At 56.6% G+C, this 26,560-nt stretch carries 24 protein-coding genes; 11 read left to right on the top strand and 13 right to left on the bottom strand.

The window, feature by feature from the left end; translation table 11 throughout:
- The first annotated feature begins 227 nt into the window (after positions 1 to 227).
- Complete coding sequence (gene yhcN, locus UTO39_RS15510) at positions 228 to 491, top strand: peroxide/acid stress response protein YhcN (RefSeq protein ID WP_014885423.1); 264 nt, start codon at positions 228 to 230, stop codon at positions 489 to 491.
- A 110-nt stretch (positions 492 to 601) separates the two neighbouring features.
- Positions 602 to 868 carry a peroxide/acid stress response protein YhcN gene (yhcN, locus tag UTO39_RS15505; RefSeq protein ID WP_061096934.1) on the top strand — a complete coding sequence of 89 codons (267 nt, stop codon included), beginning with the start codon at positions 602 to 604 and terminating at the stop codon, positions 866 to 868.
- A 62-nt stretch (positions 869 to 930) separates the two neighbouring features.
- On the opposite strand, the gene UTO39_RS15500 is transcribed toward yhcN (UTO39_RS15505), so the two are convergent.
- The 5 genes from UTO39_RS15500 to aaeX all read right to left on the bottom strand — a co-directional run bounded on the left by UTO39_RS15500 (position 931) and on the right by aaeX (position 5,910).
- Positions 931 to 1,203: a barstar family protein gene (locus UTO39_RS15500; protein ID WP_028014596.1), complete on the bottom strand. Its 273-nt coding sequence runs from the start codon at positions 1,201 to 1,203 to the stop codon at positions 931 to 933.
- 45 nt (positions 1,204 to 1,248) lie between these two features.
- Entirely contained in the window at positions 1,249 to 2,703 is a 1,455-nt protein-coding gene (locus tag UTO39_RS15495) for an NAD-dependent succinate-semialdehyde dehydrogenase (RefSeq protein WP_320727531.1), read from the bottom strand.
- 90 nt (positions 2,704 to 2,793) lie between these two features.
- Complete coding sequence (gene aaeB / locus UTO39_RS15490) at positions 2,794 to 4,761, bottom strand: p-hydroxybenzoic acid efflux pump subunit AaeB (RefSeq protein WP_151412461.1); 1,968 nt, start codon at positions 4,759 to 4,761, stop codon at positions 2,794 to 2,796.
- 5 nt (positions 4,762 to 4,766) lie between these two features.
- A complete protein-coding gene (aaeA, locus tag UTO39_RS15485; RefSeq protein ID WP_028014599.1) occupies positions 4,767 to 5,699 on the bottom strand; it encodes a p-hydroxybenzoic acid efflux pump subunit AaeA in 933 nt (310 codons plus the stop codon).
- Positions 5,700 to 5,706: 7 nt separating this feature from the next.
- Positions 5,707 to 5,910, bottom strand: coding sequence for a p-hydroxybenzoic acid efflux pump operon protein AaeX (aaeX, locus tag UTO39_RS15480; RefSeq protein ID WP_003860416.1), 204 nt, complete (start codon positions 5,908 to 5,910; stop codon positions 5,707 to 5,709).
- A gap of 179 nt (positions 5,911 to 6,089) precedes the next feature.
- On the opposite strand from aaeX, the gene aaeR reads away from it, so the two are divergent.
- On the top strand, positions 6,090 to 7,016 hold the full coding sequence (gene aaeR, locus UTO39_RS15475; protein ID WP_028014600.1) for an HTH-type transcriptional activator AaeR: 927 nt from the start codon (positions 6,090 to 6,092) through the stop codon (positions 7,014 to 7,016).
- A 111-nt stretch (positions 7,017 to 7,127) separates the two neighbouring features.
- On the opposite strand, the gene tldD is transcribed toward aaeR, so the two are convergent.
- The 8 genes from tldD to csrD all read right to left on the bottom strand — a co-directional run bounded on the left by tldD (position 7,128) and on the right by csrD (position 19,392).
- The gene (gene tldD / locus UTO39_RS15470; protein WP_320727530.1) at positions 7,128 to 8,573 is read right to left on the bottom strand and encodes a metalloprotease TldD; all 1,446 of its coding nucleotides are present in this window, start codon (positions 8,571 to 8,573) and stop codon (positions 7,128 to 7,130) included.
- Between the two features lie 84 nt (positions 8,574 to 8,657).
- Positions 8,658 to 12,455, bottom strand: coding sequence for an AsmA2 domain-containing protein YhdP (gene yhdP / locus UTO39_RS15465; protein WP_320727529.1), 3,798 nt, complete (start codon positions 12,453 to 12,455; stop codon positions 8,658 to 8,660).
- 42 nt (positions 12,456 to 12,497) lie between these two features.
- Positions 12,498 to 13,967, bottom strand: coding sequence for a ribonuclease G (gene rng / locus UTO39_RS15460; protein ID WP_008502847.1), 1,470 nt, complete (start codon positions 13,965 to 13,967; stop codon positions 12,498 to 12,500).
- Positions 13,957 to 14,550, bottom strand: a complete 594-nt coding sequence (locus tag UTO39_RS15455; RefSeq protein WP_061096929.1) for a nucleoside triphosphate pyrophosphatase — start codon at positions 14,548 to 14,550, stop codon at positions 13,957 to 13,959. Before UTO39_RS15455 ends, rng begins: the two co-directional genes overlap by 11 nt.
- Positions 14,551 to 14,559: 9 nt before the next feature.
- Entirely contained in the window at positions 14,560 to 15,048 is a 489-nt protein-coding gene (gene mreD / locus UTO39_RS15450) for a rod shape-determining protein MreD (protein WP_151412459.1), read from the bottom strand.
- Positions 15,048 to 16,064 carry a rod shape-determining protein MreC gene (gene mreC / locus UTO39_RS15445; RefSeq protein WP_028014605.1) on the bottom strand — a complete coding sequence of 339 codons (1,017 nt, stop codon included), beginning with the start codon at positions 16,062 to 16,064 and terminating at the stop codon, positions 15,048 to 15,050. The genes mreD and mreC overlap by 1 nt, the downstream gene beginning before the upstream one ends.
- Before the next feature lie 61 nt (positions 16,065 to 16,125).
- A complete protein-coding gene (gene mreB / locus UTO39_RS15440) occupies positions 16,126 to 17,169 on the bottom strand; it encodes a rod shape-determining protein MreB (protein ID WP_000913396.1) in 1,044 nt (347 codons plus the stop codon).
- 282 nt (positions 17,170 to 17,451) lie between these two features.
- The gene (gene csrD, locus UTO39_RS15435) at positions 17,452 to 19,392 is read right to left on the bottom strand and encodes an RNase E specificity factor CsrD (protein WP_320727528.1); all 1,941 of its coding nucleotides are present in this window, start codon (positions 19,390 to 19,392) and stop codon (positions 17,452 to 17,454) included.
- A 182-nt stretch (positions 19,393 to 19,574) separates the two neighbouring features.
- Here csrD and UTO39_RS15430 point away from each other — a divergent pair, with 182 nt between their 5' ends.
- The 8 genes from UTO39_RS15430 (at position 19,575) to panF (ending at position 26,554) form a co-directional block, all read left to right on the top strand.
- The gene (locus tag UTO39_RS15430) at positions 19,575 to 20,549 is read left to right on the top strand and encodes an MDR family oxidoreductase (protein ID WP_061096927.1); all 975 of its coding nucleotides are present in this window, start codon (positions 19,575 to 19,577) and stop codon (positions 20,547 to 20,549) included.
- A 77-nt stretch (positions 20,550 to 20,626) separates the two neighbouring features.
- A complete protein-coding gene (gene msrP, locus UTO39_RS15425) occupies positions 20,627 to 21,628 on the top strand; it encodes a protein-methionine-sulfoxide reductase catalytic subunit MsrP (RefSeq protein WP_151412458.1) in 1,002 nt (333 codons plus the stop codon).
- Positions 21,629 to 22,228: a protein-methionine-sulfoxide reductase heme-binding subunit MsrQ gene (gene msrQ, locus UTO39_RS15420; protein ID WP_320727527.1), complete on the top strand. Its 600-nt coding sequence runs from the start codon at positions 21,629 to 21,631 to the stop codon at positions 22,226 to 22,228.
- A 234-nt stretch (positions 22,229 to 22,462) separates the two neighbouring features.
- Positions 22,463 to 22,915 carry a type II 3-dehydroquinate dehydratase gene (aroQ, locus tag UTO39_RS15415; RefSeq protein ID WP_028014610.1) on the top strand — a complete coding sequence of 151 codons (453 nt, stop codon included), beginning with the start codon at positions 22,463 to 22,465 and terminating at the stop codon, positions 22,913 to 22,915.
- Between the two features lie 21 nt (positions 22,916 to 22,936).
- On the top strand, positions 22,937 to 23,401 hold the full coding sequence (gene accB / locus UTO39_RS15410; RefSeq protein ID WP_008502856.1) for an acetyl-CoA carboxylase biotin carboxyl carrier protein: 465 nt from the start codon (positions 22,937 to 22,939) through the stop codon (positions 23,399 to 23,401).
- Positions 23,402 to 23,411: 10 nt separating this feature from the next.
- Positions 23,412 to 24,761 (top strand): acetyl-CoA carboxylase biotin carboxylase subunit, encoded by a 1,350-nt coding sequence (gene accC, locus UTO39_RS15405; RefSeq protein WP_003860388.1) that lies wholly within the window; start codon positions 23,412 to 23,414, stop codon positions 24,759 to 24,761.
- Positions 24,762 to 24,870: 109 nt separating this feature from the next.
- The gene (locus UTO39_RS15400; RefSeq protein WP_006178860.1) at positions 24,871 to 25,113 is read left to right on the top strand and encodes a YhdT family protein; all 243 of its coding nucleotides are present in this window, start codon (positions 24,871 to 24,873) and stop codon (positions 25,111 to 25,113) included.
- Positions 25,103 to 26,554, top strand: coding sequence for a sodium/pantothenate symporter (panF, locus tag UTO39_RS15395; RefSeq protein WP_151412478.1), 1,452 nt, complete (start codon positions 25,103 to 25,105; stop codon positions 26,552 to 26,554). Before UTO39_RS15400 ends, panF begins: the two co-directional genes overlap by 11 nt.
- The last annotated feature ends 6 nt before the right edge of the window (positions 26,555 to 26,560 follow it).

Below are 26,560 nucleotides of genomic sequence, written 5' to 3'. Positions count from 1 at the left end.
AAATCAAAATACAATATCCCTATGATTTACTTATAAATACCAGCGCAACTTGCTCATAAAACACCCAATATTATGCAATTAGGTTATAAAAAAAAGCGTGTTTAACACGTAATAACAAGGGAAACCATTAGTCTGGTATTAATTTTTGGCGTTATTAGTGTATACTTGATTTTGTGATGAGGGTCACGAAACAAGACCCCACTAAAAAATTCGACGAGGTAAGAATCATGAAAATCAAAACTACTGTAGCGGCGCTGAGCGTCCTGTCTGTCCTGTCCTTCGGTGCTTTCGCGGCTGACGCTATTAATGCTGACCAGGCGCAATCCCGTGAGGCAATCGGTACGGTTTCTGTCGGCGCTGTTGGCACGTCTCCAATGGACATGCATGAGATGCTGAACAAAAAAGCGGAAGAAAAAGGTGCGTCATCCTATCGCATCATCGAAGCACGTTCCGGTGACCACTGGCACGCCACCGCCGAGCTGTACAAATAAGTTTTAGTAATCACTGAAGACGTAATTCTCCACTCAACGGCACCAGGCATAAAAATAGCGGTTCAACCCTTCTCGCCGTTGAGCAAAAAACTTGTTCAGGAGTAAAAACTATGAAAACCAAATTGATCATCGCAACCCTGGGTCTGGCATCCGTTCTCTCTTTCGGCGCAAGCGCAGCCGTGCAGCAAGTGAATGCCGATCAGGCACAAAATCTGCAGCCGATGGGCAGCGTCTCCGTGACGTCAGTCACCGGCTCCCCGATGGACATTCGTCAGGAACTTGCCGCCAAAGCTGAGAAAGCAGGCGCCAGCAGCTATCGCGTCACCGAACTGAATCAGGGTGACCACTGGCATGCCACGGCAGAACTGTATAAATAAACCCTCGTCGTATCTCATCATACGACTTGCCCCTGGCCTCGTGGTCAGGGGCTTTTTTTCATTTAATGCCGCGCGTTAAAGCGCAGCTGTCCTTCAAGCTCTTCCTCCGCTTCATCGAAGAGTAATATCAGCGCGCCAAAACGTCTGCGCAGCTTATCGGGCAGATGGATAAACTCAATCTCCAGCGGTAGCGGCAGCATGCTGCCGGTGACCACATCCCACAGCGTATCCAGATTGGTCACGCTTTCCCGTTCAAGATCAAACGCCCGGATAAATTCCCGATAAAAGTCTTCCTGACTGTCGATTTCGTCAAAATCAAAAGTATAGGTTTTCATTGCCAGCCACCCAGTCCAGGCGGGCGGCAGATGCCGCCCTGTCTATTATAATCCCCCGATATGCAGGGTTTTAACTTCCAGATACTCTTCCAGCCCCAGCACGGATCCCTCACGCCCAAGACCGGACTCTTTTACGCCGCCGAAAGGCCCCAGCTCGGTGGAAACGGCGCACTCGTTAATGCCAATCATCCCGCTCTCGATGGCCTGTGAAACGCGGAAAACCCGGGAAAGGTTCTGGGTGTAGAAGTAAGCCGCCAGCCCGTAAGGCGTGTTATTCGCGCGCTGGATGACCTCATCTTCCGAGGTGAAGCGGAAACACGCCGCAACCGGGCCAAACGTCTCTTCTTCTGCCAGCTTCATGCCTTCGTGACAGTCGCCCAGCACGGTTGGCATCCAGAAATTGCCGCCCAGCGGATGGGGTTTGCCGCCCGCCAGCACGGTCGCCCCTCGTGCGACAGCATCTTCAACGTGCTCACGAACCTTGTCGACCGCGGCGGATTCAATCAGCGGCCCGACGACGACGCCGTCATCAAGGCCATTCCCCACCTTAAGGGCATTAACCGCATCTGCGAGCTTATTCACAAACTTGTCGTAGACGGTTTCCTGAATGTAGAAGCGGTTAACGCTGACGCAGACCTGCCCCGCATTGCGGAACTTATTGGCGATCGCGCCTTTTACCGCAGCCTCGATGTCGGCATCCTCAAAGACGATATACGGGGCATTTCCCCCCAGCTCCATGGAGACTTTTTTCATGGTTTCTGCGGCGTTGCGCACCAGCGTTTTGCCGACGGAGGTCGAGCCGGTAAAGGAGATTTTACGCACGTCGTGGCTGGCCATGATCGCATCGCTGATTTCATGGGTATTTCCGGCCACCGCGTTGAGCACACCGTTGGGCACGCCCGCCTGTTTTGCCAGCGTCAGCAGCGCAAAGGCGCTGAGCGGCGTGTTATTGGCCGGTTTGATCACCCCGGTACACCCGGCTGCCAGCGCCGGGCCTAACTTGCGGGTGAGCATCGCCATCGGGAAATTCCACGGCGTAATGGCCGCAACGACGCCGATGGGTTCACGGGTCGCCATAATGCGCGAGCCGGGCTTGATCGGCGGAATAATTTCACCGTTCGCGCGCTTGGCCTCTTCGGCAAACCACTGGATAAAGCTGGCGGCATACTCCACTTCCCCTTCCGCCTCTTTCAGAGGCTTGCCCTGCTCGATAGTCATTAACCGCCCGAGCCAGCTTTTATTTTCAATAATCAGTTCGTACCAGCGGTAAAGAATGGCCGAACGCTCTTTCGCGGTTTTGGCACGCCATGCCGGGAAGGCTTTGGTGGCCGCTGCGATCGCTTCTTCAGTTTGCGCTTTACCCGCTTTCGCCACTTTAGCGATGACCTCACCGGTCGCGGGGTTCAGCACATCAAACGTTGTGTCCAGCGTTTTCCAGATGCCGTCAACCAGATAGCCGGTCTGAAAAAGGGTGTTGTCCTGAAGCGCCTGAGTCGTCATGTGTCCTCCCTTCCTGAATGTAAGTACGTGCTGGAATAAGTATAGCCACAAAAAAACCGGCGCTTTTGGCGTCGGTTTTTTTTACTTCAGTCAGTTATCCGTGAGGGCATTCTGGTAGCGATGCAGCATAAACACCAGCCGCCCTACCGGCTCGGTCACCTGTGGCGGCGCTTGCCAGTGCTTGAGTTTTTCCTGATAAATATCCAGTTCTTCAAGCAGTTGGGTAAAGTAACGACGGCGTTTGTCGTCACTGCTGGCGGAAAGCACATGGTCGGCGGTACGACGCAGCTGACGGTGGAAGGCCGAGAGATCGTCGTTGATCGGCACCGGCGCGTTACGCAGACGCTGGTGCGCGATGATCATGGTTAACGCCAGGCGGAACTTCGCAACGTCGCCCGGGAACTTGTTCAGCAGTAAAAACAGCTGCTGATAGAGCGCTGGCAGGTGGTTCTCTTTACGACGCGCGGTATTGGTGGTCATCGACGACACGGCAGCCGATACAAACTGGTTCAACAGCACGCGCCCCGTGCGCGCCTGTGAGTTATCCCGTACCAGCAGAATCACCATCATCGCCAGGAAACAGCCCACCAGCTGGCCCAGCGCGCTGTCGAGGAACTGGCTGAAGTGGAAGGTCATCGGGTTATCCAGCACGATGATGTTAATCGTACTCGCCAGCGCCCCCAGCGATCCCAGGCGGCGCTTTTGCACTTCAATGCCTATAAAGAACGCCATCACCGCCAGGCTAATACAGAGCAGCAGCATGCTCTGCTGCGTGGACGGGATGATGACCAGGAAATAGAGCGCGCCAATCGGCAGCGCGGCGATGGTGCCGTAGAGGAAATCAATGGCGACCATGCGCGGGTTAGGCAGACGCATCGCCAGCGCGGTCACGACGGCAATCATCACCATCGCGCCGCTGCCGGACGTCCAGCCCGTCCAAAGCCAGAACAGCGTGCCGAGCATGCAGGCAAGCGTGGTACGCCAGAAGTTGACCATCGCGTGATGGCGCTCGGCTGATTCCGCCTTGATCACCACTTCGCCCTGGAGCACCTCTTCTTCCGCCGCGCTGATTTTGGTGTTACTGATTACACCGCGCTTCAGCAGCAGATAGCGCGTCGCGGCGCCGACCCAGGTATAGATGGTTACCGGCGTGTCGCGCTCCCCGGTCCAGGCAATCACCCGGCGCATGCGCTTAAGCTGCTTATGCACGTCCTGCACGGTCTCTACCGGCTCGGCAAACAGCTCGCGGAACGTATCGGTGACCGCTTCCGGGCGGGTATTCTGGATGAGATAGGTTTCGCATGCCTGGGTAATCAGCGTCAGGGAGACGGTGTTGAGGGCTTTAAGGCGACGATTCGCCCGCGCCCAGCGCGACGACTCCATATTGAGATTGCTGCGCATCCCTTCCAGCGCCTGCGTACGGCGTACCAGCCCGCTCCAGGCTTTATCCACCTCTTCGCTGTCGCCGTGTTTAATACACAGCTGCATCAGCTGGTACTGGGCAACGATCAGAGCGTCCAGCTCGCGATCCACCTCTTGCTTGATCGAGCGCGGAGAGAAAAGCAGATCAGCCACGATGGCGCAGACAATACCAATCACAATTTCGCTGCAGCGCTCCACGGCAAACTGCGGCGCGAGAAGCGGTTCGCTTTGGATGGTGATGACAATGATCAGCGCGGTATAGCCCGCCAGCCCCCAGGCGTAGGAGTTCTCCACTTTCACCAGAGACGAGATCCAGGTGCAGAAACCCGCCCAGATGCAGCAGACCATGAGCATCAGCAGCGGCGTGCGGATCATCAGAATAATAATGGTCAGCGCCGCGAAGCAGCCGATAAAGGTCCCGATGATACGCAGCATCCCGCGATAGCGGATCGCGCCAGAGTAGGGTTCTCCACCCGCGGCGAAGGCTGGGCCCGCTGCGACAATCGCGGCGGTCAGCACCGCCCAGCGAGGGGTTTCAAGCTGGAAGTGGAAGCCGACGAACAGCGCCAGCACGATGGCGCACGCCAGCTTCACGGCGAAGCGAATGTGCTGGCTGGCGATGGAAAAGATACCCATGGCGATTAACCAAACTCGCGCAGGCGATGGGCAATTTTACGGAAGAGGGAGTCCTGGCTGGCATCCCGGTCTTTTTCTCCGGTGATCACCACCGTCGCCGTGGTACCCGCTGGCCACAGGTTGCCCTGCTGCTCATCGAGATGAATACGTACCGGCACGCGCTGCGCCAGACGCACCCACTCCAGGTTAGAATCCACCGTCGCCATCCCTTTGGCATCGTTAGAGCTGCTGGAGTTGGTTACCCCTGCGGCGACGCTGTCAACGGTACCTTTAAAGACGCGGTTGCTGCCAAGCGGCGTGACTTCTGCGCGATAACCCGGACGGACGCCCTCCAGCTTGGTCTCTTCCATATAGGCGAGCACGTAGAAGGAGTTCTGTTTAACCAGCGCCACGGCGGTTGAGCCGCGGGTGATAAACTCCCCGGCATAGACGTTGAGGTTGGTCACCCAGCCATCGGCTGGCGCGCGGATCACGGTACGCTCCAGGTCGAGCTTCGCCAGATCGCGCGTTGCCTGCGCTTTCGCCAGCTGGTGCAGCACGGTTTGCAGCACGTTGTTGGACTGGTCAATCTCTTCACGGGACATGGCCTGAACGCCCAGCTGGTTGCGGCGGCCAGCCTCACGGCGTTTCTCCGCGGCCAGCGCCTGGTAATAGGCCACGTCTGCTTCTGCTTCCTCCAGCGCCTTCTGATAGCGAGGCTGGTCGATGGTAAACAGGACCTGATCTTTCTTCACCAGCTGGTTATCGTGAACGTTAACCGCCGTGATAAGGCCGGCCACGTCGGGGGCAATAGCCACCACATCGGCGCTGAAGCGCGCGTCACGCGTCCACGGTGATTCGGTGTAATAAACCCAGGCGCGAAAAATAGCGATGAACGCGAGGATAACCAGCGCCATGGTAATGGCGGTGCGGGAGATTTTTCTTGTTAGCGTTTTCACATCAACCTCAGACAAACATGCGCGATATCAGGTAAAACAGGCAGCAATACAGCGCGGTATTGAACAATGCAGGGTGCCAGACGAAATCGTAGATCCCGGTCGGGACCAGCACCTTGCGCACCAGCCAGAAGATCGCCAGTGATAAAAGAAGCTCGAAAAATATCGGTGGGAACGACAGACCGAACACCACGATAACGGGAAACAGACTCATGTTGACCTTGATAAGAGAGAGTGCAGGCTTCAGAATTTTTAAGCGCACGCCATCGCAGGAGAGCAAGAAACGCAGGGCGAGAATGGCGCAGCCGTTATGTAATTAATAATATATTAACGTAACTGTTATGCTGTTATCTATCATATGTGATCTAAATCACTTTTAAGCCAGAGTGAACAATGGAACGTTTAAAACGCATGTCCGTCTTCGCCAAAGTGGTTGAACTCGGCTCCTTTACCGCCGCTGCGCGCCAGCTTCAGATGAGCGTCTCATCCATCAGCCAGACGGTGTCCAAACTGGAAGATGAGCTTCAGGTTAAGCTGCTCAACCGCAGCACCCGCAGCATCGGGCTGACGGAAGCCGGTAAAATTTACTATCAGGGCTGTCGCCGCATGCTGCATGAAGTGCAGGATGTTCACGAACAGCTTTATGCCTTTAACAACACGCCGATCGGCACGCTGCGCATAGGGTGTTCTTCAACTATGGCACAAAATGTTCTCGCTGCCATGACGGCGGACATGCTGAAAGAGTACCCAGGGCTTACCGTCAATCTGGTGACGGGCATCCCTGCGCCGGACCTGATTGCCGATGGATTAGACGTGGTGATCCGCGTTGGCGCATTGCAGGATTCCAGCCTGTTCTCCCGTCGACTCGGGAGCATGCCGATGGTGGTCTGCGCCTCGAAGAGCTATCTGGCACAGTACGGCGTGCCGGAGAAACCTGCCGATCTCGCTAACCACTCGTGGCTGGAGTACAGCGTCCGCCCCGATAATGAGTTTGAACTGATAGCCCCGGAAGGGATCTCCACCAGGCTTCTGCCAGAAGGCCGGTTCGTCACCAACGATCCGATGACCATCTCCCGCTGGCTGGTGGCCGGCGCCGGGATCGCCTACGTGCCGCTGATGTGGGTGATCAATGAGATCAACAGCGGCGTGCTGGAGATCCTCTTCCCGCGCTACCAGTCCGATCCGCGCCCGGTCTACGCCCTGTATACCGAAAAGGACAAGCTGCCGCTGAAGGTGCAGGTGTGTATTAACTATCTGACGGACTATTTTGTGGACGTGGCGGAGCTATTTCAGGGGATGCGGGGGAGAAGGAAAGAGTAGGTCTTTCCCCTCACCCCGGCCCTCTCCCCAAAGGGGCGAGGGGGAAAAGACCGCACCGAGCAGTCCCCTCTCCCCGTTGGGGAGAGGGTTAGGGTGAAGGGGGAGGAAAAATTACGCCGTGCCGCCCACCGTCAGGTTATCAACCTTCAGCGTTGGCTGACCCACGCCAACCGGCAGGCTCTGGCCTTCTTTACCGCAAACACCCACGCCGTTATCCAGCTTCAGATCGTTACCGACCATGGAAATCTGCTGCATGGCTTCAATGCCGGAGCCAATGAGGGTTGCGCCCTTCACCGCTTTGGTCACTTTGCCCTTCTCAATCAGGTACGCTTCTGAAGTCGAGAAGACAAACTTACCGGAGGTGATGTCCACCTGGCCGCCGCCAAAGTTTGGCGCAAAGATACCGTAATCCACGGATTCGATAATCTCCTGCGGCGTGGATTTGCCCGGCAGCATATAGGTGTTGGTCATGCGCGGCATCGGCAGGTGCGCGTAGGATTCACGACGGCCGTTACCCGTCGGCGCTACGCCCATCAGGCGCGCGTTGAGTTTGTCCTGCATGTAGCCTTTCAGCACGCCGTTTTCGATCAGCACGTTGTACTGGCCTGGCGTACCTTCATCGTCGATAGAAATCGAGCCGCGGCGGTCAGGCATGGTGCCATCATCCACTACGGTGCATAGCTCAGAGGAGACGAGCTGACCCATCTGGCCGCTGAATACGGACGTCCCGCGACGGTTAAAATCGCCTTCCAGACCGTGGCCCACCGCTTCGTGCAGCAGCACGCCCGGCCAGCCTGCGCCCAGCACCACCGGGAATGTCCCGGCCGGCGCCGCAACAGCATTAAGATTCACCAGCGCCATGCGCACGGCTTCTTTAGCCCACGTGTCAGCGCGCGCTTCGCCGTCAACGTCGCCCAGGAACCAGTCATAGCCGAAACGACCGCCGCCGCCGCTTGAGCCGCGCTCGCGTTTGCCGTTGTCATCGACCTGCACGCTGATGGAGAGACGCACCAGCGGACGCACATCGGCCGCCAGCGTACCGTCCGTTGCCGCCACCAGAATCAGTTCATACACACCGCTCAGGCTGGCGGAAACTTCCTGCACGCGTTTGTCGGCGGCGCGCGCCACTTTGTCCACGCGGCGCAGAATGTCCAGCTTCTCTTCGCGGGTCATGCTCTGCAGCGGGTCGATGCTGGTATAAAGCGCGGAGTGCTGCACTTCACCCAGGGTTTTCACGCGACCGTCGCCGGTATCGCGCACAATGGTACGTGCGGCCTGAGCGCTCTGCTCAAGCGCGGCCAGGCTAATCTGGTCGGCATAGGCAAAACCGGTTTTTTCGCCGCTGATGGCGCGCACGCCGACGCCCTGGTCGATGTTATATGAGCCATCTTTGATGATGCTGTCTTCTAAAACCCAGGATTCGTGATAGCTCGACTGGAAATAGAGATCGCCGTAGTCGAGACGGCGTTCGGTCAGTTGACCAAGAATGGAGAACAGGTCCTGATGGCTCAGGCCGTTCGCTGCGAGCAAATGTTCACTTACCAGGTTCAGACTCATCGTATTGCTACTCGTTCGTTGCCGCCCGTGGCGGTATAAAGATCGTATTTATTGAGAGTGCGGCAATTACCAGCCCACGTCAAATCATTGCTGTGCATCTTTGCGCGGCTGGCGCAGCACCTCGTTAATCTGCGGTTTATCCACCGGGCCGGTAATGCGGTAGCGCAGAATGGAGACCTTGCTCCACAGCGGCCCCAGCACTTTACTGGCGGCAAACACCGCCGCACCGACAATCGGGTTCACCACAAAGGCCGCCGCCACGCCCACGCTTGCGGAAATTTCCGGCGCCACCACGGCTTCCATATCCAGCTCGCGACGCACGAGGTTGACCGAGCCTTTCATGGCGATGTCCGCTTCCAGCCCATCCACCAGGGTGTCGTCCGTATGCAAAACGCCGTCCTTGATCCACGCCGTACTGCGGATGGAGTCATAGTAGAAACCTTCGCTGAAGGTGTCGCTGAAATCGAAGCGCAGCTTGCGCAGCAGCGCATCAAAACTCAGCAGGCGCAGGATCTGCCCGGCACGCCCCGTGCTCACGTCGGCGATTTCACCTTTGCCAAAGTGGGTTTTCAGAATACCGTTCAGCGACGCTTCGTCCGGCGTCCACGGCGCGGCGCGCCAGTGAAGATCGTAATTAACGTTAAACGAGGAGCCGCGCAGCGGCGTGCTGATGCCAAAGAAGTTGGCCGCCGCATCCAGCTTGTTGCCTTTAATGTCGCCCTTCAGGGACGTGCGCTGCTCGCCCGGCTTGTTCACCCATTCTCCGCCCGCCGTCATGCGGCCAAAGCCGGTGTCGATCAACCCGCCGGAGAGCTTGAGCGTATTCCCCTGGATGGCAAAATCACCGTCGATACGGCCGTACTTTTGCCCCCACAGCCAGCACTCCGCGCAGCGCAGCTGCAGATCGGGCCAGCCGCTAAAATCGACGCGGGAAGTAGTACTCAGCGGGGATGTATTCGCCGGTTTATCTTTACTCGCGGCGGCCGGGTTGTAGTAGAGATAGCGGATCGCTGCCTGCCACGGCGCATTATTGCGCATGGTCAGCGTGCCGTTGATCTCCCGGCCCTGAGCCTCCACTGTTGAGCCGTTAGCGGTTGGCTGTGAGACAATGCTCAGGTTGTTCCACTGCTGTCCGCCCAGCATCAGCGACGGCGTGCGTACGGTAATGGTCTGCGGGAACTGGGCGGCTTCATCAACGTTTTGCCCAACGCCTTTCTGGAACAGCGCCAGCCACTCCGCGCCATCCATCGGCGGGAGATTCAGCTCAACGCCCGCATGCTCAGGCAACGGCGGCGTGGTTTTGCTGTCCGTCGTCCAGATGGCTTTGTCGAGGGTGAGCTTGCGGTTAAGCAGCCAGCGGCTGTTAAAGTGGTTTGTTCCGCCCGCGCTTCCGGTCAGCGCGAAGCTGTCCAGATTGCCATCCACGTTAAGCTTCACCGGCAGCGGCTGTCCGGCCTGTTTATCCAGCGGCGCAGGCAGCTGGCTTTGAATATTCTTCAGGTCGCCCGTGATGTCGACCTTATACTTTGCCCCGGCGTGATAAGGCAGGTCGATGGCCACTTTGCCCTGCCAGGCGACCGCGCCCGCCACTGACGCCTCAATCGGCTTCGGCAGGACGTCCATACGCGACGGCTGCCAGTTGCCGTCCAGATTGACGGCCACCTGATAAGCCTTTTGCCCCTCGGCTGTTGAGAAGTCGATATTCACCGGCTGATTAAACCAGCTGGCGGTAAGCGGCTCGCTTTTCAAATTACCGTTTACAAAGCTGAACTGTCCGCTGAGATTTTTCAGGGTGCTATCAAGCGGTTTAATGTACAGGCTGTTGTTCTTCAGACGGACGTCACCTTTGGCGGTGGTCATCTCTCCGTCCAGCGGGATATCAAGATGTAAGCGAGCATTCACATCGCCATCGAGCTGGAGCTGCTGAAGGGTCGCCGCCAGCGACTCTTTGAGTGGAGTCTCCTCAAAGTACGGTCCCACCGCTTTCCCGGGGCCGTTGATGTCGGCATCAATCAGCAGCTTCTCTTTTGAGTAGTCCGGGATGTTGGCCGTCAGGTTGCTGGCCGTTACGCCGCCCAGCGCGACGCTGTCCGCCTTCATCCATAATCCGTCGTTGAGGAAGTTAAGCTCGATATCCAGGTTTTTCAGCGCGGGCCAGCCCGGCTGGAACGCGAAGGTGGCGTCGTGCAGCGGCACCAGCACCTGGAACTGCCCCTCATTATGTTTGTACGGGAAAAGATGCGGGTTACCGCCGTAGACCAGCGTGGCGTTTTCCGCCTGACCGCCCTGAATTGCGCCGCTCAGATAGTCGACCAGCGCCTTCCCCATCAGGTTTTCCGGGAAATAGCGCCATGCCTGAGAGCCGTCATTGGTACTGATCCCGGCCAGAATACCCAGCCACGGTTCGTCACCCTGCGGCTGCAAATAGCGGAAGTCACCGCGCGCGTGTACCGCTTTGGCTTTAACGTCGATATGGCGACCATCAAGCTGGAAGCCCTTATCGTTACGGAGCCAGTTAAGCACCGCGCTGCCCTGTTCAATTTCCAGCGGCGCGCGGAAGACCGTCTCGTAAGGCATTTTAGCGTTGTGCATATCCGCCGTCAGCCTGCCGTTCTCCACGCTCCCTTCCAGCTTGCCGCTGAAATGCTCCGCGCCCGGCAGCATCTTCCACTGCTTCCAGGCAAGATCTTTCCAGGATGCCTGGAAACGGGTTTTTTCCGTCGCCTGAAGCGGGATATCCAGCGCAAGAGAATCAATCTTTCCGCTCGGCTGCGTCGCCAGCCAGATCTCGCCCAGGTCCGGAGAGAGCTTTGCCGCCATGGAGCGCAGGCCTTCAATAGCCGCCAGATCCAGGTTACTGGCGCGGATGCGCAGCTCGTCGCTGCGTTTACTGGCCGCGCCGCCCACGTCCTGTTCCGGCATCCAGGCCAGCGTCAGCGCACCGCGCGGCCACGGCTTGCCGTCCATCGTGATGCGCGTATCCGGGATGGCGAACTGCCAGCCCTCTTTTTCCTGCGTCACGTGCGCGGTGAGGTTATCAACGGAAAGCTGATGCTGCTGTTTTTCGCCCTTCCAGCTCGCGCCCCCCTGCTTCAGCCAGATATCGCCGCTGGCAAATTTCCCTTTCGTCAGGGTCATCCAGCCCTCAAGGCTGAAACGGGCGGTTTCCAGCTGCATGTTTTGCTGTAACCAGTCGCCGAGCCAGGGCTTAACATCCACATCGTCGGCCTGCAGCCAGACTTTGCCGTTGTTTAACAGGCCGTCATCGTCACGCAGGTCCATACGCACCTGCATGACGCCGTGCTGGCCGTTCAGGCTGGAGAGGTTAACCTGCCCCTCGGCGCGGTGCCGATCCTTGCCGTTGAGCCAGGTCAGCTGCGGGATCGCCAGCTCGGCGCGCTGGCCGGAAAGGGTAATAAAGCTCACTTCGCTGTCGCGCAGATCGAAATGATCGAACTGGCGGAGGAAGAGATCGCTGAAGCGGTTGGCTTCCAGGCCCTGATTGTTATCACCGCCCGTCAGCGGCGTATTGGTCAGAAACTGGAGTTGATAAAAGGTGAGATCGCGAAACTGCCAGCGCAGATGCAGCAGGCTCTGCCAGACGTCCAGCGCCAGGGTCACGCGTTTGATTTTCAGGTAGCCGCCGTCTTTCAGGCTGGCGTTGATGTCCCGGACATCGAGCGTCGGGCCAAAGTTCTGCCAGCTGGCGCTGACCTGGCTGACGTCCACCGGCACGCCGGTGGTGGATTCGATTTTCGCCAGCAGCTGCGGACGCCAGCTGTCCAGATGCGGTAACACGAGGCGTAGCCCGCTCACGAGCAACGCGACAATCACGACCAGCGTTGCCCCTGTAAGCAATAAAATCCCCGGCAATCGCCTCACGCATCTCTCCTTGTCAGCTTTCGTCACGCAGCGTACTGCGTTTTACATCATTACGACGTCAAACTGCTCCTGGTTATAGAGCGGTTCAATTTGTACTTTTACCTGTTTGCCGACAAAGATTTCCACTTCCGCCAGCGCGTGCGACTCTTCGCCTTTCAGCGCTTCAGCCACCGCAGGGGAAGCATAGACCAGAAAACGATCGGAGTCGTAGGCATGATGAACACGGACGATTTCGCGCATAATTTCGTAGCAGACGGTCTCAACCGTCTTTACCGTTCCGCGTCCATGGCAGGTTGGGCACTCATTACACAGCACATGCTCAACGCTCTCGCGGGTGCGCTTGCGCGTCATTTCCACCAGCCCCAGCTGAGAGAAGCCGTTGATGCTGGTCTTCACGCGATCTTTACTCAGCGCCTGCTCCAGCGAGTGCAGCACGCGGCGGCGATGGTCTTCATTACTCATATCGATGAAGTCGATGATGATAATGCCGCCGAGGTTGCGCAGACGAAGCTGGCGCGCAATCGCCTGCGTGGCTTCGATGTTGGTGTTGAAGATGGTGTCATCCAGATTGCGATGGCCGACAAACGCGCCGGTGTTGATATCGACGGTGGTCATCGCTTCGGTTTGATCGATGATCAGATACCCGCCGGACTTCAGTTCGACCTTACGCTCCAGGGCGCGCTGGATCTCGTTTTCGACATCATAGAGATCGAAGATCGGCTGACGCCCGGTGTAATGCTCCAGCAGGCCCGGCATTTCCGGGATGTATTCAGCGGTAAACTCCAGCAGCGCTTCATACGTCAGGCGAGAGTCCACGCGGATGCGGTCGAGCTGCGCGTCGGCAAAATCACGCAGCACGCGCTGCGCAAGCGCCAGCTCCCCGTAAAGCTGGTAGCGGGTCTGGTTGCGCTTTTTACGCTCCATCACTTTGGTCCAGACGCGCTTCAGGTAAGCCGCATCCGACGCCAGGTCTTCTTCGCTGATCCCTTCTGCGGCGGTGCGGATAATAAACCCGCCCTGTTCATCGCAGTAGGCGCTGACCACTTTCTTCAGCCGCTCGCGCTCGCTTTCGCTTTCAATACGCTGCGAAACGCCCACGTGCGACGCGCCCGGCATAAAGACCAGGTAGCGGGAAGGTAAGGTAATGTCGGTGGTCAGACGGGCACCTTTGGTGCCGAGGGGATCTTTCACCACCTGTACCATTAAGTCCTGGCCCTGACGCACCAGCTCGGAAATGTCGCGAACGGCAAACTGCTTTTGCTCTTCGCCCGCAACGCACTCGGTGTGCGGCATGATGTCGGAGGCATGTAAAAATGCCGCCTTATCCAGTCCAATATCTACAAAAGCCGCCTGCATACCCGGCAGTACACGACTGACACGACCTTTGTAGATATTGCCTACTATTCCGCGCCGCGCTTCACGCTCAATATGAATTTCCTGAAGAATGCCACCGTCAATATAGGCCACACGGGTTTCCGATGGCGTTACGTTTACCAACAATTCAGCCGTCATAATTATCCCTTCCCTCACGCAGTGAGTTAAAATTGCTCAGCAACTCATACGTTTCCACCAGCGGTAAGCCGACTACGGCGTGATAGCTGCCATTAATCTTCCTGACAAAACAGCCACCCAGCCCTTGAATACCGTATGCACCTGCTTTATCCATCGGTTCACCGCTGGCAATGTAAGCGGCGATCTCGTCGTCGGTAAGCACTCTGAACGTGACATCCGTAACCACCAGGCAATCCAGCACGTGCTGGCTGTCCGCCAGCGCGACGGCCGTCATCACCTGGTGCGTTTGCCCGGACATCTTGCGCAGCATGCGCGCCGCATGGTCGGCGTCATGCGGTTTCTCGAGGACTTCACCGTTAAGGATAACGATGGTATCCGCTCCCAGCACGGGCAGATCGCGCGGCACGCAGGCCACGCCTGCCAGCGCTTTCTCGCGCGCCAGACGAGACACGTACTGCCGGGCACTTTCGCCCTCAGCACGTTTTTCTTCAATGCCGGTCACGATGCGTTCAAAAGAGACCCCTAACTGCGCCAGGAGTTCCTGACGGCGCGGGGAGCCGGAAGCAAGATACAGAGACGTCATAGAAACCTTTTATTGCACAGCAAACTGCTGGCGAACCTTACGCATCAGCAGGAATAGCCACGGCCAGAGCACACCGTTTACTACACTACTCCAGAACACTTCCGGTCGGAAAGAGACGTTGATCACTAAAAACTCTGCCCAGAAAACAACGATATCCGCAGAAAGCGACAACAGCATCACGACCAGGGCCTGTTGCCAGAGCGCGAGGTTACGGAAGAGCTGGAATTTCAGTGCGACGAGGTACGCAATAATGCTCATGGACAGGGCGCGCACGCCCAGCGTAGAGCCACTAATGAGATCCAGTATGGCACCCATCACAAAACCCGTGCCGACATTTACGCGATGCGGCAGAGCAAGGATCCAGTAAAGTAAAATGAGCAAGACCCAGTTTGGCCGGAAAACGAGAATGTTATCCGGCCAGGGCATAATCTGCAGCAACAGTGCAATAAGGAACGAGAGCCAGATGACCCAGCGTCCCTGGCTACGATAGCTTGCCACTACTGCCCTCCCGAAGAGAGTTTAGGCGGTGGCGGCGCATCAGGCTGCGGCTGCGTTAACCCTGTTGCTGGCGCAGGCACGGGCGCAGGCGGCCCCATAGAGTCCGCTGGCGGGAGAACCTGCGGCATCATCTGCATCAGGCGTTCGTTCGCCACGCGATGCACCTCTTCAGGCGTCATCGGGTTAGCACCGTTACGATCGGCGCCCCAGAGCAGCAGCAGGTAGCGCAGACGCTGTAAACCGGCGGTTGGACGGGCCTGAATCACGGTGTATGCACGCTGCGTATCCAGCTTAACCGAAGAGACCACCGCAACCGGGTAGCCCTCAGGGAAGCGTCCACCGAGACCGGACGTCACCAGCACGTCGCCGACACGGATGTCCGTGTTAGCAGGCAGGTGTTCCAGCTGCAGATCGTCCGTGCAGCCGTTACCGGCCGCAATCACGCGGATATCGTTACGCAGGACCTGGATCGGCAGCGCGTGGGTGGCGTCGCAAATCAGCAGCACGCGGCTGGTCAGTTTGGCGACGGCAACAACCTGGCCTACTACGCCCTTATCACTGATGACGGGCTGACCTTCATACACCCCGTTCACGCTCCCTTTGTCGATCACAACCTGATCGCTATAAGGGTCGTTCACGGTGGAGATCACCTGGGTAACCATCTTCTGCTCGTCCTGACGCAGCGGCGAGCCGAGCAGTTCACGCAGACGCGCGTTTTCCTGCTTGTATTGCCCCAGCATCAGCAGTTCGCTGTTTTTCAGCAGCAGTTCCTGGCGTAATGCCCGGTTTTCAAGTTCGAGCTGGTCTCGTGAAGACAACGTTTGAGAAACGGAGTCGAGCAGTTCACGGGGACCATTTGATATAAAGTAGAAAGGACTGACGGCGGTATCCATGTACGTTCGGATCTGGCTGAACGTACCGAGGCGGCTATCGGCAATAATGACGCCAAGCGCAACCAGAACCGCCAGAATGAGGCGAAACTGTAGCGATGGGCCACGGCTAAAAATTGGCTTCATAGGCTATGCGTATTCTCGTGTCAGAGAGAAAGGGTAGCGATTCGCTACCCTTTCACCATGACTACTCTTCGCTGAACAAGTCGCCGCCGTGCATGTCGATCATTTCCAGCGCCTTGCCACCACCGCGGGCGACGCAAGTCAGTGGATCTTCTGCAACTACGACAGGAATACCTGTCTCTTCCATCAACAGGCGGTCGAGGTTACGCAGCAGCGCACCACCACCGGTCAGAACCATACCGCGCTCGGAGATGTCGGACGCCAGCTCTGGTGGACACTGTTCCAGCGCAACCATTACCGCGCTCACGATGCCCGTCAGTGGTTCCTGCAGTGCTTCCAGAATTTCGTTGGAGTTCAGGGTAAAGCCGCGTGGAACACCTTCCGCCAGGTTACGGCCACGCACTTCGATCTCACGCACTTCATCGCCCGGATATGCAGAACCGATTTCGTGTTTGATACGCTCTGCGGTGGCTTCACCGATCAGAGAGCCGTAGTTACGGCGCACGTAATTGATGATGGCTTCATCGAAGCGGTCACCGCCGATACGTACGGAGGAGGAGTACACCACGCCGTTCAGAGAGATAACGGCTACTTCAGTGGTACCACCACCGATATCCACCACCATAGAACCGGTGGCTTCAGAAACAGGCAGGCCCGCACCGATTGCCGCAGCCATTGGCTCTTCAATCAGGAACACTTCACGTGCACCAGCACCCTGGGCGGATTCACGGATTGCGCGACGTTCTACCTGAGTTGCACCAACCGGCACACACACCAGCACACGCGGGCTTGGGCGCATGAAGCTGTTGCTGTGAACCTGCTTGATGAAGTGCTGAAGCATTTTTTCAGTCACGAAGAAGTCAGCGATAACGCCGTCTTTCATTGGGCGAATAGCGGCAATGTTGCCAGGGGTACGACCCAGCATCTGCTTCGCGTCATGACCCACTGCGGCCACGCTTTTCGGCGAGCCTGCACGATCCTGACGAATGGCCACAACAGAAGGCTCATTCAATACGATGCCTTGTCCTTTTACATAAATAAGGGTATTCGCGGTACCCAGGTCAATGGACAGGTCATTGGAAAACATGCCACGAAATTTTTTCAACATACTAAGGGATAATCCTGAAAGCTGGGGCGGAAAACAAAATCCGCTTACTTTACCAACCACACGCAGCAGCGACAAGGCGCAAAAATCATCTGCAACGGTGAAAATTTGTGCAGTACGTTTCCTGATGTTACAAATTCATCCCCTGACTCCCTAAGGGCTGAGTAAACAGTCGTGTTCCTCACTGACATTTGTAACCCGTTAAAGGTCGTTCACTGGCTTTTTGCTCGACATACTCAAAGCTACAGGCGCGATATTCTACGTGAAAACAACGTAAACGGCAGGTCAAACAGAGTATCTTTGCAAATATTTTTTCACGTTGGTGTCAAGCGGCTGAGAGGCAGCAAAAAAATCGCCCTGACCACCCGTTACCCCGCGCTCTGCTAACATCTGCCATTCGCCTCTGGAGCGCACGCCTGCGGCAAATACTTGCGTTCGCGTTCCCTTACACGCTTCAACCAGACTCTGAACCAGCAGTTGGTTTTCCGTGCGCTTTTCAATATTCCTTACCAGCCCCGGATGTAGCTTTAATAGCTCCACATCCAGCTCCTTGATCCAGCTGGTGCTGACCAGCGTTAAACCAGCCTGCGTTACCGCGACACGGGCACCGAGCGCGTTGATCAAACGGACCACCGGACGCAACCGGCTGATGTGTTGACCCACATCCGCCTCAGCAAGTTCAAAAATAATGCGTTTGCGTTGCGATTTTTCGCATTGCATTAATGTATCACGCAGCCAGCGCTGAAAACGCGGGCGTATTAATGACTCAACGGTGACCTGTAACGCCAGGTTCTCTTCGGGCCAGAATGATAAAAACGGAATCAGGCGTGTAATTTGCTGGCGGTCATACTCTTCGGAGAGCCCAAATTGCAGCACCATCGGCAGATATTCCCCAGAAATAACCTCTTCCGTCCCGTCGAAAATACGGCACATCAATTCCCGGTGATGAACATAGCCGTTTTTCATGACCGCCGGTTTTTGATAAATACGTGGCCCACCGCGACTCAGCATTTGCTCAATCAAAGTTCGCCAGCGCACGTTTCCGCGCCCTTTTTCCGGCAGCGAATCATCGTAGACCGCCCATCCGTTCGCCCCCTGCAATACCGCGTTGCGGGTGGCCGCTTCCGCATGCTCCATCACCTGCTCTGTCGACTGTCCGCCGCGCCAGGCGCAGATCCCCATATGGACCATATCGTCTCTGTCGAGCATTTTGCTCTGCGGCAGCGCGTCGACGGCCTTAAGCAGCTGGCTGGCAATGCTTTCTGATTCCTTCAGCGTGCGGTGCGGCAGCAATACGGCAAAGTCGCTGCGGTGGTAACGGGCCAGCAGCGCGCCCGGATAGCGCATAATAAAGGTGGAGAGGAGGTTGATCAGCGTAAAGAGATTTTCTTCCGCCGCCCGCTGTCCCCATGTGTCGCGCAGCAGATCAAAATCGGGCAGGCGAATCATCATCACCACCCCGTGCGTGCCCACTTTCTCCGGGTCGTCGAGCAGCGTGGCGAGTTGATTGTCAAAGAAAAGGCGGTTGTTAAGGCCGGTTTTATTATCCTGCGCGGCATAAGAGCGGATTAGCGTATCCATACGGCTGCGCTGGTCGCTGGCAAACTGGATCTCTGAGAGCAGCGTATCCAGCGCGCTGCTGGCGCGTGACGGCCATTCATGGACCGAGCCGCGCACCTGCGGGCCGCGTTCACCGTTCAGGATACGCACGGAGCGGTTCTCCAGCAGTTCCTGACCGGAGAGCTGGCGGCGCAGCCAGCGGACCGCGAGAAAAATCAGCAAAATAATGAAGCCGACGGCGACAGTGAGCGGCGCGGTGGTCATCATGGAACGGAAATAGCTGGCCATCGGATCGAGGTAGACCATGCGTATGGTCATCCCCGGATTTTTAAGGGAGTGCACCGTTACTTCCCGATACTGGCTCACCACACCCGCAGGTCGATAGCTGTCCTGCCGTTCATGGCTTAAAACCGCATGCTTCCCCTGCTGAATGTCGACCTGAATAATATCAACCGGCACCATCAGCTCATCCAGCTCCCGGGAAAGCTCAGGAAGCGGAGTGGTCAGCAGACGCGTATCAATCACCGACGCAACGGACTGCACCCGGTTGACCAGTTTGTCCTGGATGGCGTTATAAAAGCTCAGAGAGCAACCAAGAAGCGTGACAAAGATGGTAAGCCCCGTCAGCAGGGTGATAAAAGCCGAGAACTTCGTCGTTAATCGCATCCTTGAGATTACTCCGTGGGTTGATGGGGTAGCGAGTAAGCGCTAACTTGCATTTCAAATGCGGCATACTACCAAACCTGGCGTATCTGGCAATTTATTGCGTTAAATCGGCATTGCTTTACCCTGAGCGAGTATAGTCTCCAGGAACTATTTTCCAATCATCTGAGCCGTGAGGACTCCATATGCAGGCTTTAATCCTAGAACAGCAGGACGGCAAAACGCTTGCCTCCGTACAGGCCGTAGAAGAGACTCGCCTGCCGGAAGGCGACGTCACCGTCGACATCGACTGGTCCAGTTTAAATTATAAAGATGCGCTCGCGATCACCGGTAAGGGTAAAATCATCCGAAATTTCCCTATGGTGCCCGGTATTGATTTTGCTGGCCGGGTTCACAGCAGCGAAGATCCTCGTTTTCATGCGGGCCAGCAGGTGCTGCTCACCGGCTGGGGCGTGGGCGAAAATCACTGGGGCGGGCTGGCAACGCAGGCGCGCGTGAAGGGCGACTGGCTGGTGCCTATGCCGAAAGGCATAGATGGCCGCAAAGCGATGATCGTTGGTACCGCGGGCTTTACCGCCATGCTGTGCGTGATGGCGCTGGAAGATGCAGGTATTCGCCCCGAGTCGGGTGAAATTGTCGTGACCGGGGCCAGCGGTGGCGTGGGCAGCACGGCGGTCACGCTGCTGCACAAGCTGGGTTATCAGGTTGCGGCGGTTTCCGGCCGTGAAAGCACGCATGATTATCTGCGTCAGCTCGGCGCCAGCCGCATTCTTGGCCGCGATGAGTTTGCCGAGACCCGCCCGCTGGAAAAACAGGTCTGGGCAGGCGCGGTGGATACCGTCGGTGATAAGGTGCTGGCTAAAGTCCTGGCGCAGATGAACTACGGCGGCTGCGTGGCAGCCTGCGGCCTGGCGGGCGGATTTGCCCTGCCAACGACCGTCATGCCATTTATTCTGCGTAACGTCCGCCTGCAGGGCGTGGATTCCGTGATGACGCCTGCGGCTCGCCGTGCAGAGGCATGGGAGCGTCTGGTGCGCGATTTGCCGGAATCTTTCTATACCCAGAGCGCCACCGAAATTACGCTCAGCCAGGCACCTGAATATGCCAGCAAGATCATGGATAACCAGTTCCACGGCCGCGCGCTGGTGAAAATCGCCTAATCTTCAAATTTTCGTGACATATTCGCGCTAACGCTTCTCCTCCGTCATGCTTAGAAAAACGCATGACGGAGGATGCCATGAAAAACCGAAAACTGACGGAAGCCGACGTAACGTCTGAGTCTGTCTTTATGTTACAGCGCCGCCAGATCCTGAAAATGCTTGGCATCAGCGCCACGGCACTGACGCTCTCTCCAGCGGCGCACGCCGACCTGCTCGACTGGTTTAAAGGCAACGATCGCCCAAAGGCCCCTTCCGGTGCCCCGCTTACCTTTACCCAACCCGCCGAATGGCAAAACAAGCTGGCGCTCACGCCGGAAGATAAAGTCACCGGCTACAACAACTTCTACGAATTTGGTCTGGATAAAGCCGATCCTGCCGCCAATGCCGGCAGCATGAAAACCGATCCGTGGACGCTGAAAATCGACGGCGAAGTGGCAAAACCGCTGACGCTGGACCATCACGATCTGACCACCCGCTTCCCGCTCGAAGAGCGTATCTATCGCATGCGCTGCGTAGAGGCCTGGTCGATGGTGGTGCCTTGGGTAGGCTTCCCGCTGCATAAGCTGCTGGCGATGGTTGAACCCACCAGCAACGCAAAATACGTCGCCTTCCAGACGCGCTACGCCCCGGACGAGATGCCGGGCCAGAAAGATCGGTTCATCGGCGGCGGGCTGGAGTATCCGTACGTTGAAGGGCTACGTCTTGACGAAGCCATGCATCCCCTTACCCTCCTGACCGTCGGCGTTTACGGCAAGGCGCTTCCGCCGCAGAACGGTGCCCCCATCCGTTTAACCGTGCCGTGGAAATACGGTTTCAAAGGGATTAAATCAATCGTCAGCATTAAGCTGACCCGCGAACGTCCGCCAACGACATGGAACCTGGCGGCGCCGGGTGAATACGGCTTCTTCGCCAACGTGAACCCGCATGTGGATCATCCCCGCTGGTCGCAGGCGACGGAACGCTTTATCGGCTCCGGCGGCGCGCTGGACGTGAAGCGCCAGCCCACGCTGCTGTTTAACGGGTATGCGGATGAAGTGGCGTCTCTTTACCGTGGCCTTAATTTACGGGAGAACTTCTGAGTGCGATTAACGGCAAAGCAGATAACCTGGCTGAAAGTGCTGCTGCATTTAGCCGGGATACTTCCTTTTCTGTGGCTGTTCTGGGCGGCCAGCCAGGGCCTCTTTAGCGCCGATCCGGCAAAGGATATCCAGCATTTTACGGGTCGGATGGCTCTGAAATTTTTGCTGGCCACCTTGCTCGTCTCGCCGCTGGCGCGCTACGCTAAACAGCCATTATTGATACGCACCCGTCGGCTTTTGGGGCTATGGTGTTTTGCCTGGGCGACCCTGCACCTCACCAGCTACGCCCTGCTGGAACTGGGAATTAACAATCTGACACTGCTTGGCCGCGAGCTGGTGACTCGACCTTATCTGACGCTGGGTATTGTGAGCTGGGTGGTTTTACTGGCGTTAGCGCTGACGTCCACGCAATATGCGCAGCGAAAGCTGGGCCGTCGCTGGCAGTTGCTGCACAACTTCGTCTATCTTGTCGCGATCCTTGCCCCCATTCATTATCTGTGGTCGGTGAAGATCCTCTCTCCGCAGCCGGTCCTTTACGCGCTGGCGGCCGTGGCGCTTTTAGCATGGCGTTACAAGAAGTTCCGCCAGTGGTGGCGATAGTTCGCGAAACTGTGCGTTTTCCCGCAGATTACCTCTCAACCGCAAATCTTTTATGGATTGCGGTTGATAATCTTCCCTGATAAGACCAGTATTTAGCTGCCAAATGCTACGAAATCGTTATAATGTGCGACCTTGATTCGCCTGACAGCGGTTTTGGGCCTCTGAAAAGGTGACATTTGCGCTTCGACGGTATATTTTGTTTTTTACCCGAAAATCGCAGGAGATAGCGGCATAATGACTGATAAGTTCCATATCTTAGTTTTAAACGGACCGAACCTGAACATGCTCGGCACCCGTGAGCCAGAGAAGTACGGCACGCTGACATTGAGCGAAATTGTTAACCGTCTGAGCACGGAAGCAGCCTCGCTGAATGTGGATTTGGATCATTTTCAGTCAAACGCGGAGTACGCAATCATCGACCGTATTCATCAGGCTAAAGACACTGTGGACTATATCCTGATCAATCCGGCCGCGTTTACGCACACCAGTGTTGCTATCCGCGACGCACTGCTTGCGGTGAGTATCCCGTTTATCGAGATCCACCTGAGTAACGTGCACGCCCGAGAGCCGTTCCGCCACCATTCGTATCTGTCGGATATCGCTGCTGGCGTTATCTGCGGACTGGGCGCAGACGGCTATTCATACGCTTTACAGACAGCGGTAAAACGCTTGTCACAATCACACTAAACAAGAGTACGGAACCCACTCATGGATATTCGTAAGATTAAAAAACTGATCGAGCTGGTTGAAGAATCAGGCATCTCCGAACTGGAAATTTCTGAAGGCGAAGAGTCTGTACGCATCAGCCGTGCAGCCCCAGCCGCTAGCTTCCCGGTAATGCAGCAAGCTTACGCTGCGCCAGTGCAGCAGCCTGCGCTTTCCGCAGCCGTTGCGCCAGCAGCAGCTGAAGCCGCACCTGCCGCTGCAGCAGAAATCAGTGGTCACATCGTACGTTCCCCAATGGTTGGTACTTTCTACCGCACCCCGAGCCCGGACGCGAAGGCGTTCATCGAAGTGGGTCAGAAAGTCAACGTAGGCGATACCCTGTGCATCGTTGAAGCGATGAAAATGATGAACCAGATCGAAGCAGACAAATCAGGTACTGTGAAAGCGATTCTGGTCGAAAGTGGTCAGCCGGTTGAATTTGACGAGCCGCTGGTCGTCATCGAGTAACGAGGCGAACATGCTGGATAAAATTGTTATCGCCAACCGCGGCGAGATCGCACTGCGTATTCTTCGTGCCTGTAAAGAATTGGGCATCAAGACCGTCGCTGTGCACTCAAGCGCGGATCGCGATTTAAAACACGTATTGCTGGCGGATGAGACGGTCTGTATTGGCCCGGCTCCGTCCGTAAAAAGCTATCTGAACATCCCGGCTATCATCAGCGCCGCTGAAATCACCGGCGCGGTGGCAATTCATCCGGGTTACGGCTTCCTCTCTGAGAACGCCAACTTTGCTGAGCAGGTTGAACGTTCTGGCTTTATCTTCATCGGTCCGAAAGCCGACACCATTCGCCTGATGGGCGACAAAGTGTCTGCAATCACCGCGATGAAAAAAGCCGGTGTTCCAACCGTACCAGGCTCTGACGGCCCTCTGACCGACGACATGGATGCTAACCGTGCTCATGCTAAACGCATTGGCTACCCGGTTATCATCAAGGCGTCCGGCGGCGGCGGCGGTCGCGGTATGCGCGTTGTGCGCAGCGACGCTGAACTGGCACAGTCCATCTCCATGACCAAAGCGGAAGCGAAAGCGGCTTTCAGCAATGACATGGTGTACATGGAAAAATACCTGGAAAACCCACGCCACATCGAAATTCAGGTGCTGGCTGACGGTCAGGGTAACGCGATCTATCTGGCAGAACGTGACTGCTCAATGCAGCGTCGTCACCAGAAAGTGGTCGAAGAAGCGCCAGCGCCGGGCATTACCCCGGAACTGCGTCGCTACATCGGCGAGCGTTGCGCCAAAGCGTGCGTCGATATCGGCTATCGCGGGGCGGGTACCTTTGAGTTCCTGTTCGAAAACGGCGAGTTCTACTTCATTGAAATGAACACCCGTATTCAGGTTGAACACCCGGTGACCGAAATGATCACCGGCGTTGACCTGATCAAAGAGCAGCTGCGTATCGCAGCCGGTCAGCCTCTGTCCATCAAGCAGGAAGAAGTCGTGGTGAAAGGCCATGCGGTAGAATGCCGTATCAATGCCGAAGACCCGAACACCTTCCTGCCAAGCCCGGGTAAAATCACGCGTTTCCACGCGCCGGGTGGCTTTGGCGTGCGTTGGGAATCTCATATCTACGCCGGTTACACCGTACCGCCGTACTATGACTCAATGATCGGTAAGCTTATCTGCTACGGCGAAAACCGTGACGTGGCGATTGCCCGCATGAAGAACGCCCTGCAGGAATTGATCATCGACGGTATCAAAACCAACGTTGACCTGCAGATGCGTATCATGAGCGACGAGCACTTCCAGAATGGTGGAACTAACATCCACTACCTGGAGAAAAAACTCGGCCTGAACGAGAAGTAAGAGAGCTGTGTTGCTAAAAGGCCGGATTATCCGGCCTTTTTTTATTTCTGGGGATCGCAAAGCCCCATCATGTACAATCCCCGCTTTCTGCATCCACAAGGGACAAAAAATGGACAAACGTTTTGTTCAGGCCCATAAAGAAGCGCGCTGGGCGCTATGGCTGACCCTTCTCTATCTTGCTGCATGGTTAGTAACTGCTTACTTACCTGACTCTGCTATTGGCATCACCGGCCTGCCGCACTGGTTTGAAATGGCCTGCCTGCTGGTACCGCTGGTGTTTATTCTGCTGTGCTGGGCGATGGTGAAATTCATCTACCGGGATATTCCGCTGGAGGACGATGATGCAGCTTGAAGTCATTCTGCCGCTTGTCGCATACCTGCTGGTCGTGTTTGGTTTATCCATTTATGCCATGCGTAAAAGAGCGACCGGCACTTTCCTGAATGAGTATTTCCTCGGCAGCCGTTCGATGGGTGGCGTCGTGCTGGCGATGACGCTTACCGCGACCTATATTAGCGCCAGTTCGTTTATTGGCGGTCCCGGTGCGGCCTACAAATACGGGTTAGGCTGGGTATTGCTGGCCATGATCCAGCTACCTGCCGTCTGGCTCTCCCTCGGTATTCTGGGCAAAAAATTTGCCATTCTGGCGCGCCGCTATAATGCCGTCACGCTCAACGACATGCTGTTTGCCCGTTACCAGAGCCGCTTACTGGTGTGGCTGGCGAGCTTAAGCCTGCTGGTGGCCTTTATCGGCGCGATGACCGTACAGTTCATCGGCGGGGCGCGCCTGCTGGAGACGGCGGCCGGGATCCCTTACGAGACAGGCCTGATTATCTTCGGGGTAAGCATTGCGCTGTATACCGCGTTTGGCGGGTTCCGCGCCAGCGTGCTGAACGATACGCTGCAGGGAATGGTCATGCTCATCGGCACGATCGTTCTGCTGGTGGGGATTGTTCATGCCGCGGGTGGACTCACTCATGCGGTGGAAACCCTTGAAGCGATTGACCCGAAACTGGTCTCACCGCAGGGCGCGGATGATATCCTCTCGCCGACCTTTATGACCTCATTCTGGGTGTTAGTCTGCTTCGGGGTGATTGGTCTGCCGCATACCGCCGTGCGCTGTATCTCCTATAAAGACAGTAAAGCCGTTCACAAGGGCATCATCATCGGGACGATTGTGGTCGCGGTCCTGATGTTTGGCATGCATCTGGCAGGTGCATTAGGGCGCGCGGTGATCCCCGACCTTACCGTGCCGGATCTGGTGATCCCGACGCTGATGGTTAAAGTGCTGCCGCCCTTCGCCGCCGGGATTTTCCTCGCTGCGCCAATGGCCGCCATTATGTCGACCATTAACGCCCAGTTACTGCAAAGTTCCGCTACGATCATTAAAGATCTCTATCTGAACCTGCGCCCTGAGCAGGTTGAAAATGAACGTCGCCTGAAGCGGATGTCTGCCGTCATTACGCTGGTATTAGGCGCTTTGCTGATGTTAGCCGCATGGCGTCCGCCGGAGATGATTATCTGGCTGAACCTGCTTGCGTTTGGCGGTCTTGAAGCCGTTTTCCTGTGGCCGCTGGTATTAGGTCTTTACTGGGAACGCGCGAACGCTGCAGGCGCGCTGAGCGCGATGATTGTTGGCGGCGTGCTGTATGCCATCCTTGCGACATTTAAGATTCAGTATCTGGGCTTCCATCCGATTGTGCCTTCGTTACTGCTAAGTTTACTGGCGTTTGTGGTGGGGAACCGTTTCGGTCAGCCCGCACCACAACCCGCTATGATTTCTACTGATAAATAAAGAGTT

The organism is Enterobacter sp. 118C5 (assembly GCF_034107645.1).
In the GTDB taxonomy this organism is placed as follows: Bacteria; Pseudomonadota; Gammaproteobacteria; order Enterobacterales; family Enterobacteriaceae; genus Enterobacter; species Enterobacter nematophilus.
This window is presented reverse-complemented; position numbering and strand designations above follow the sequence as displayed.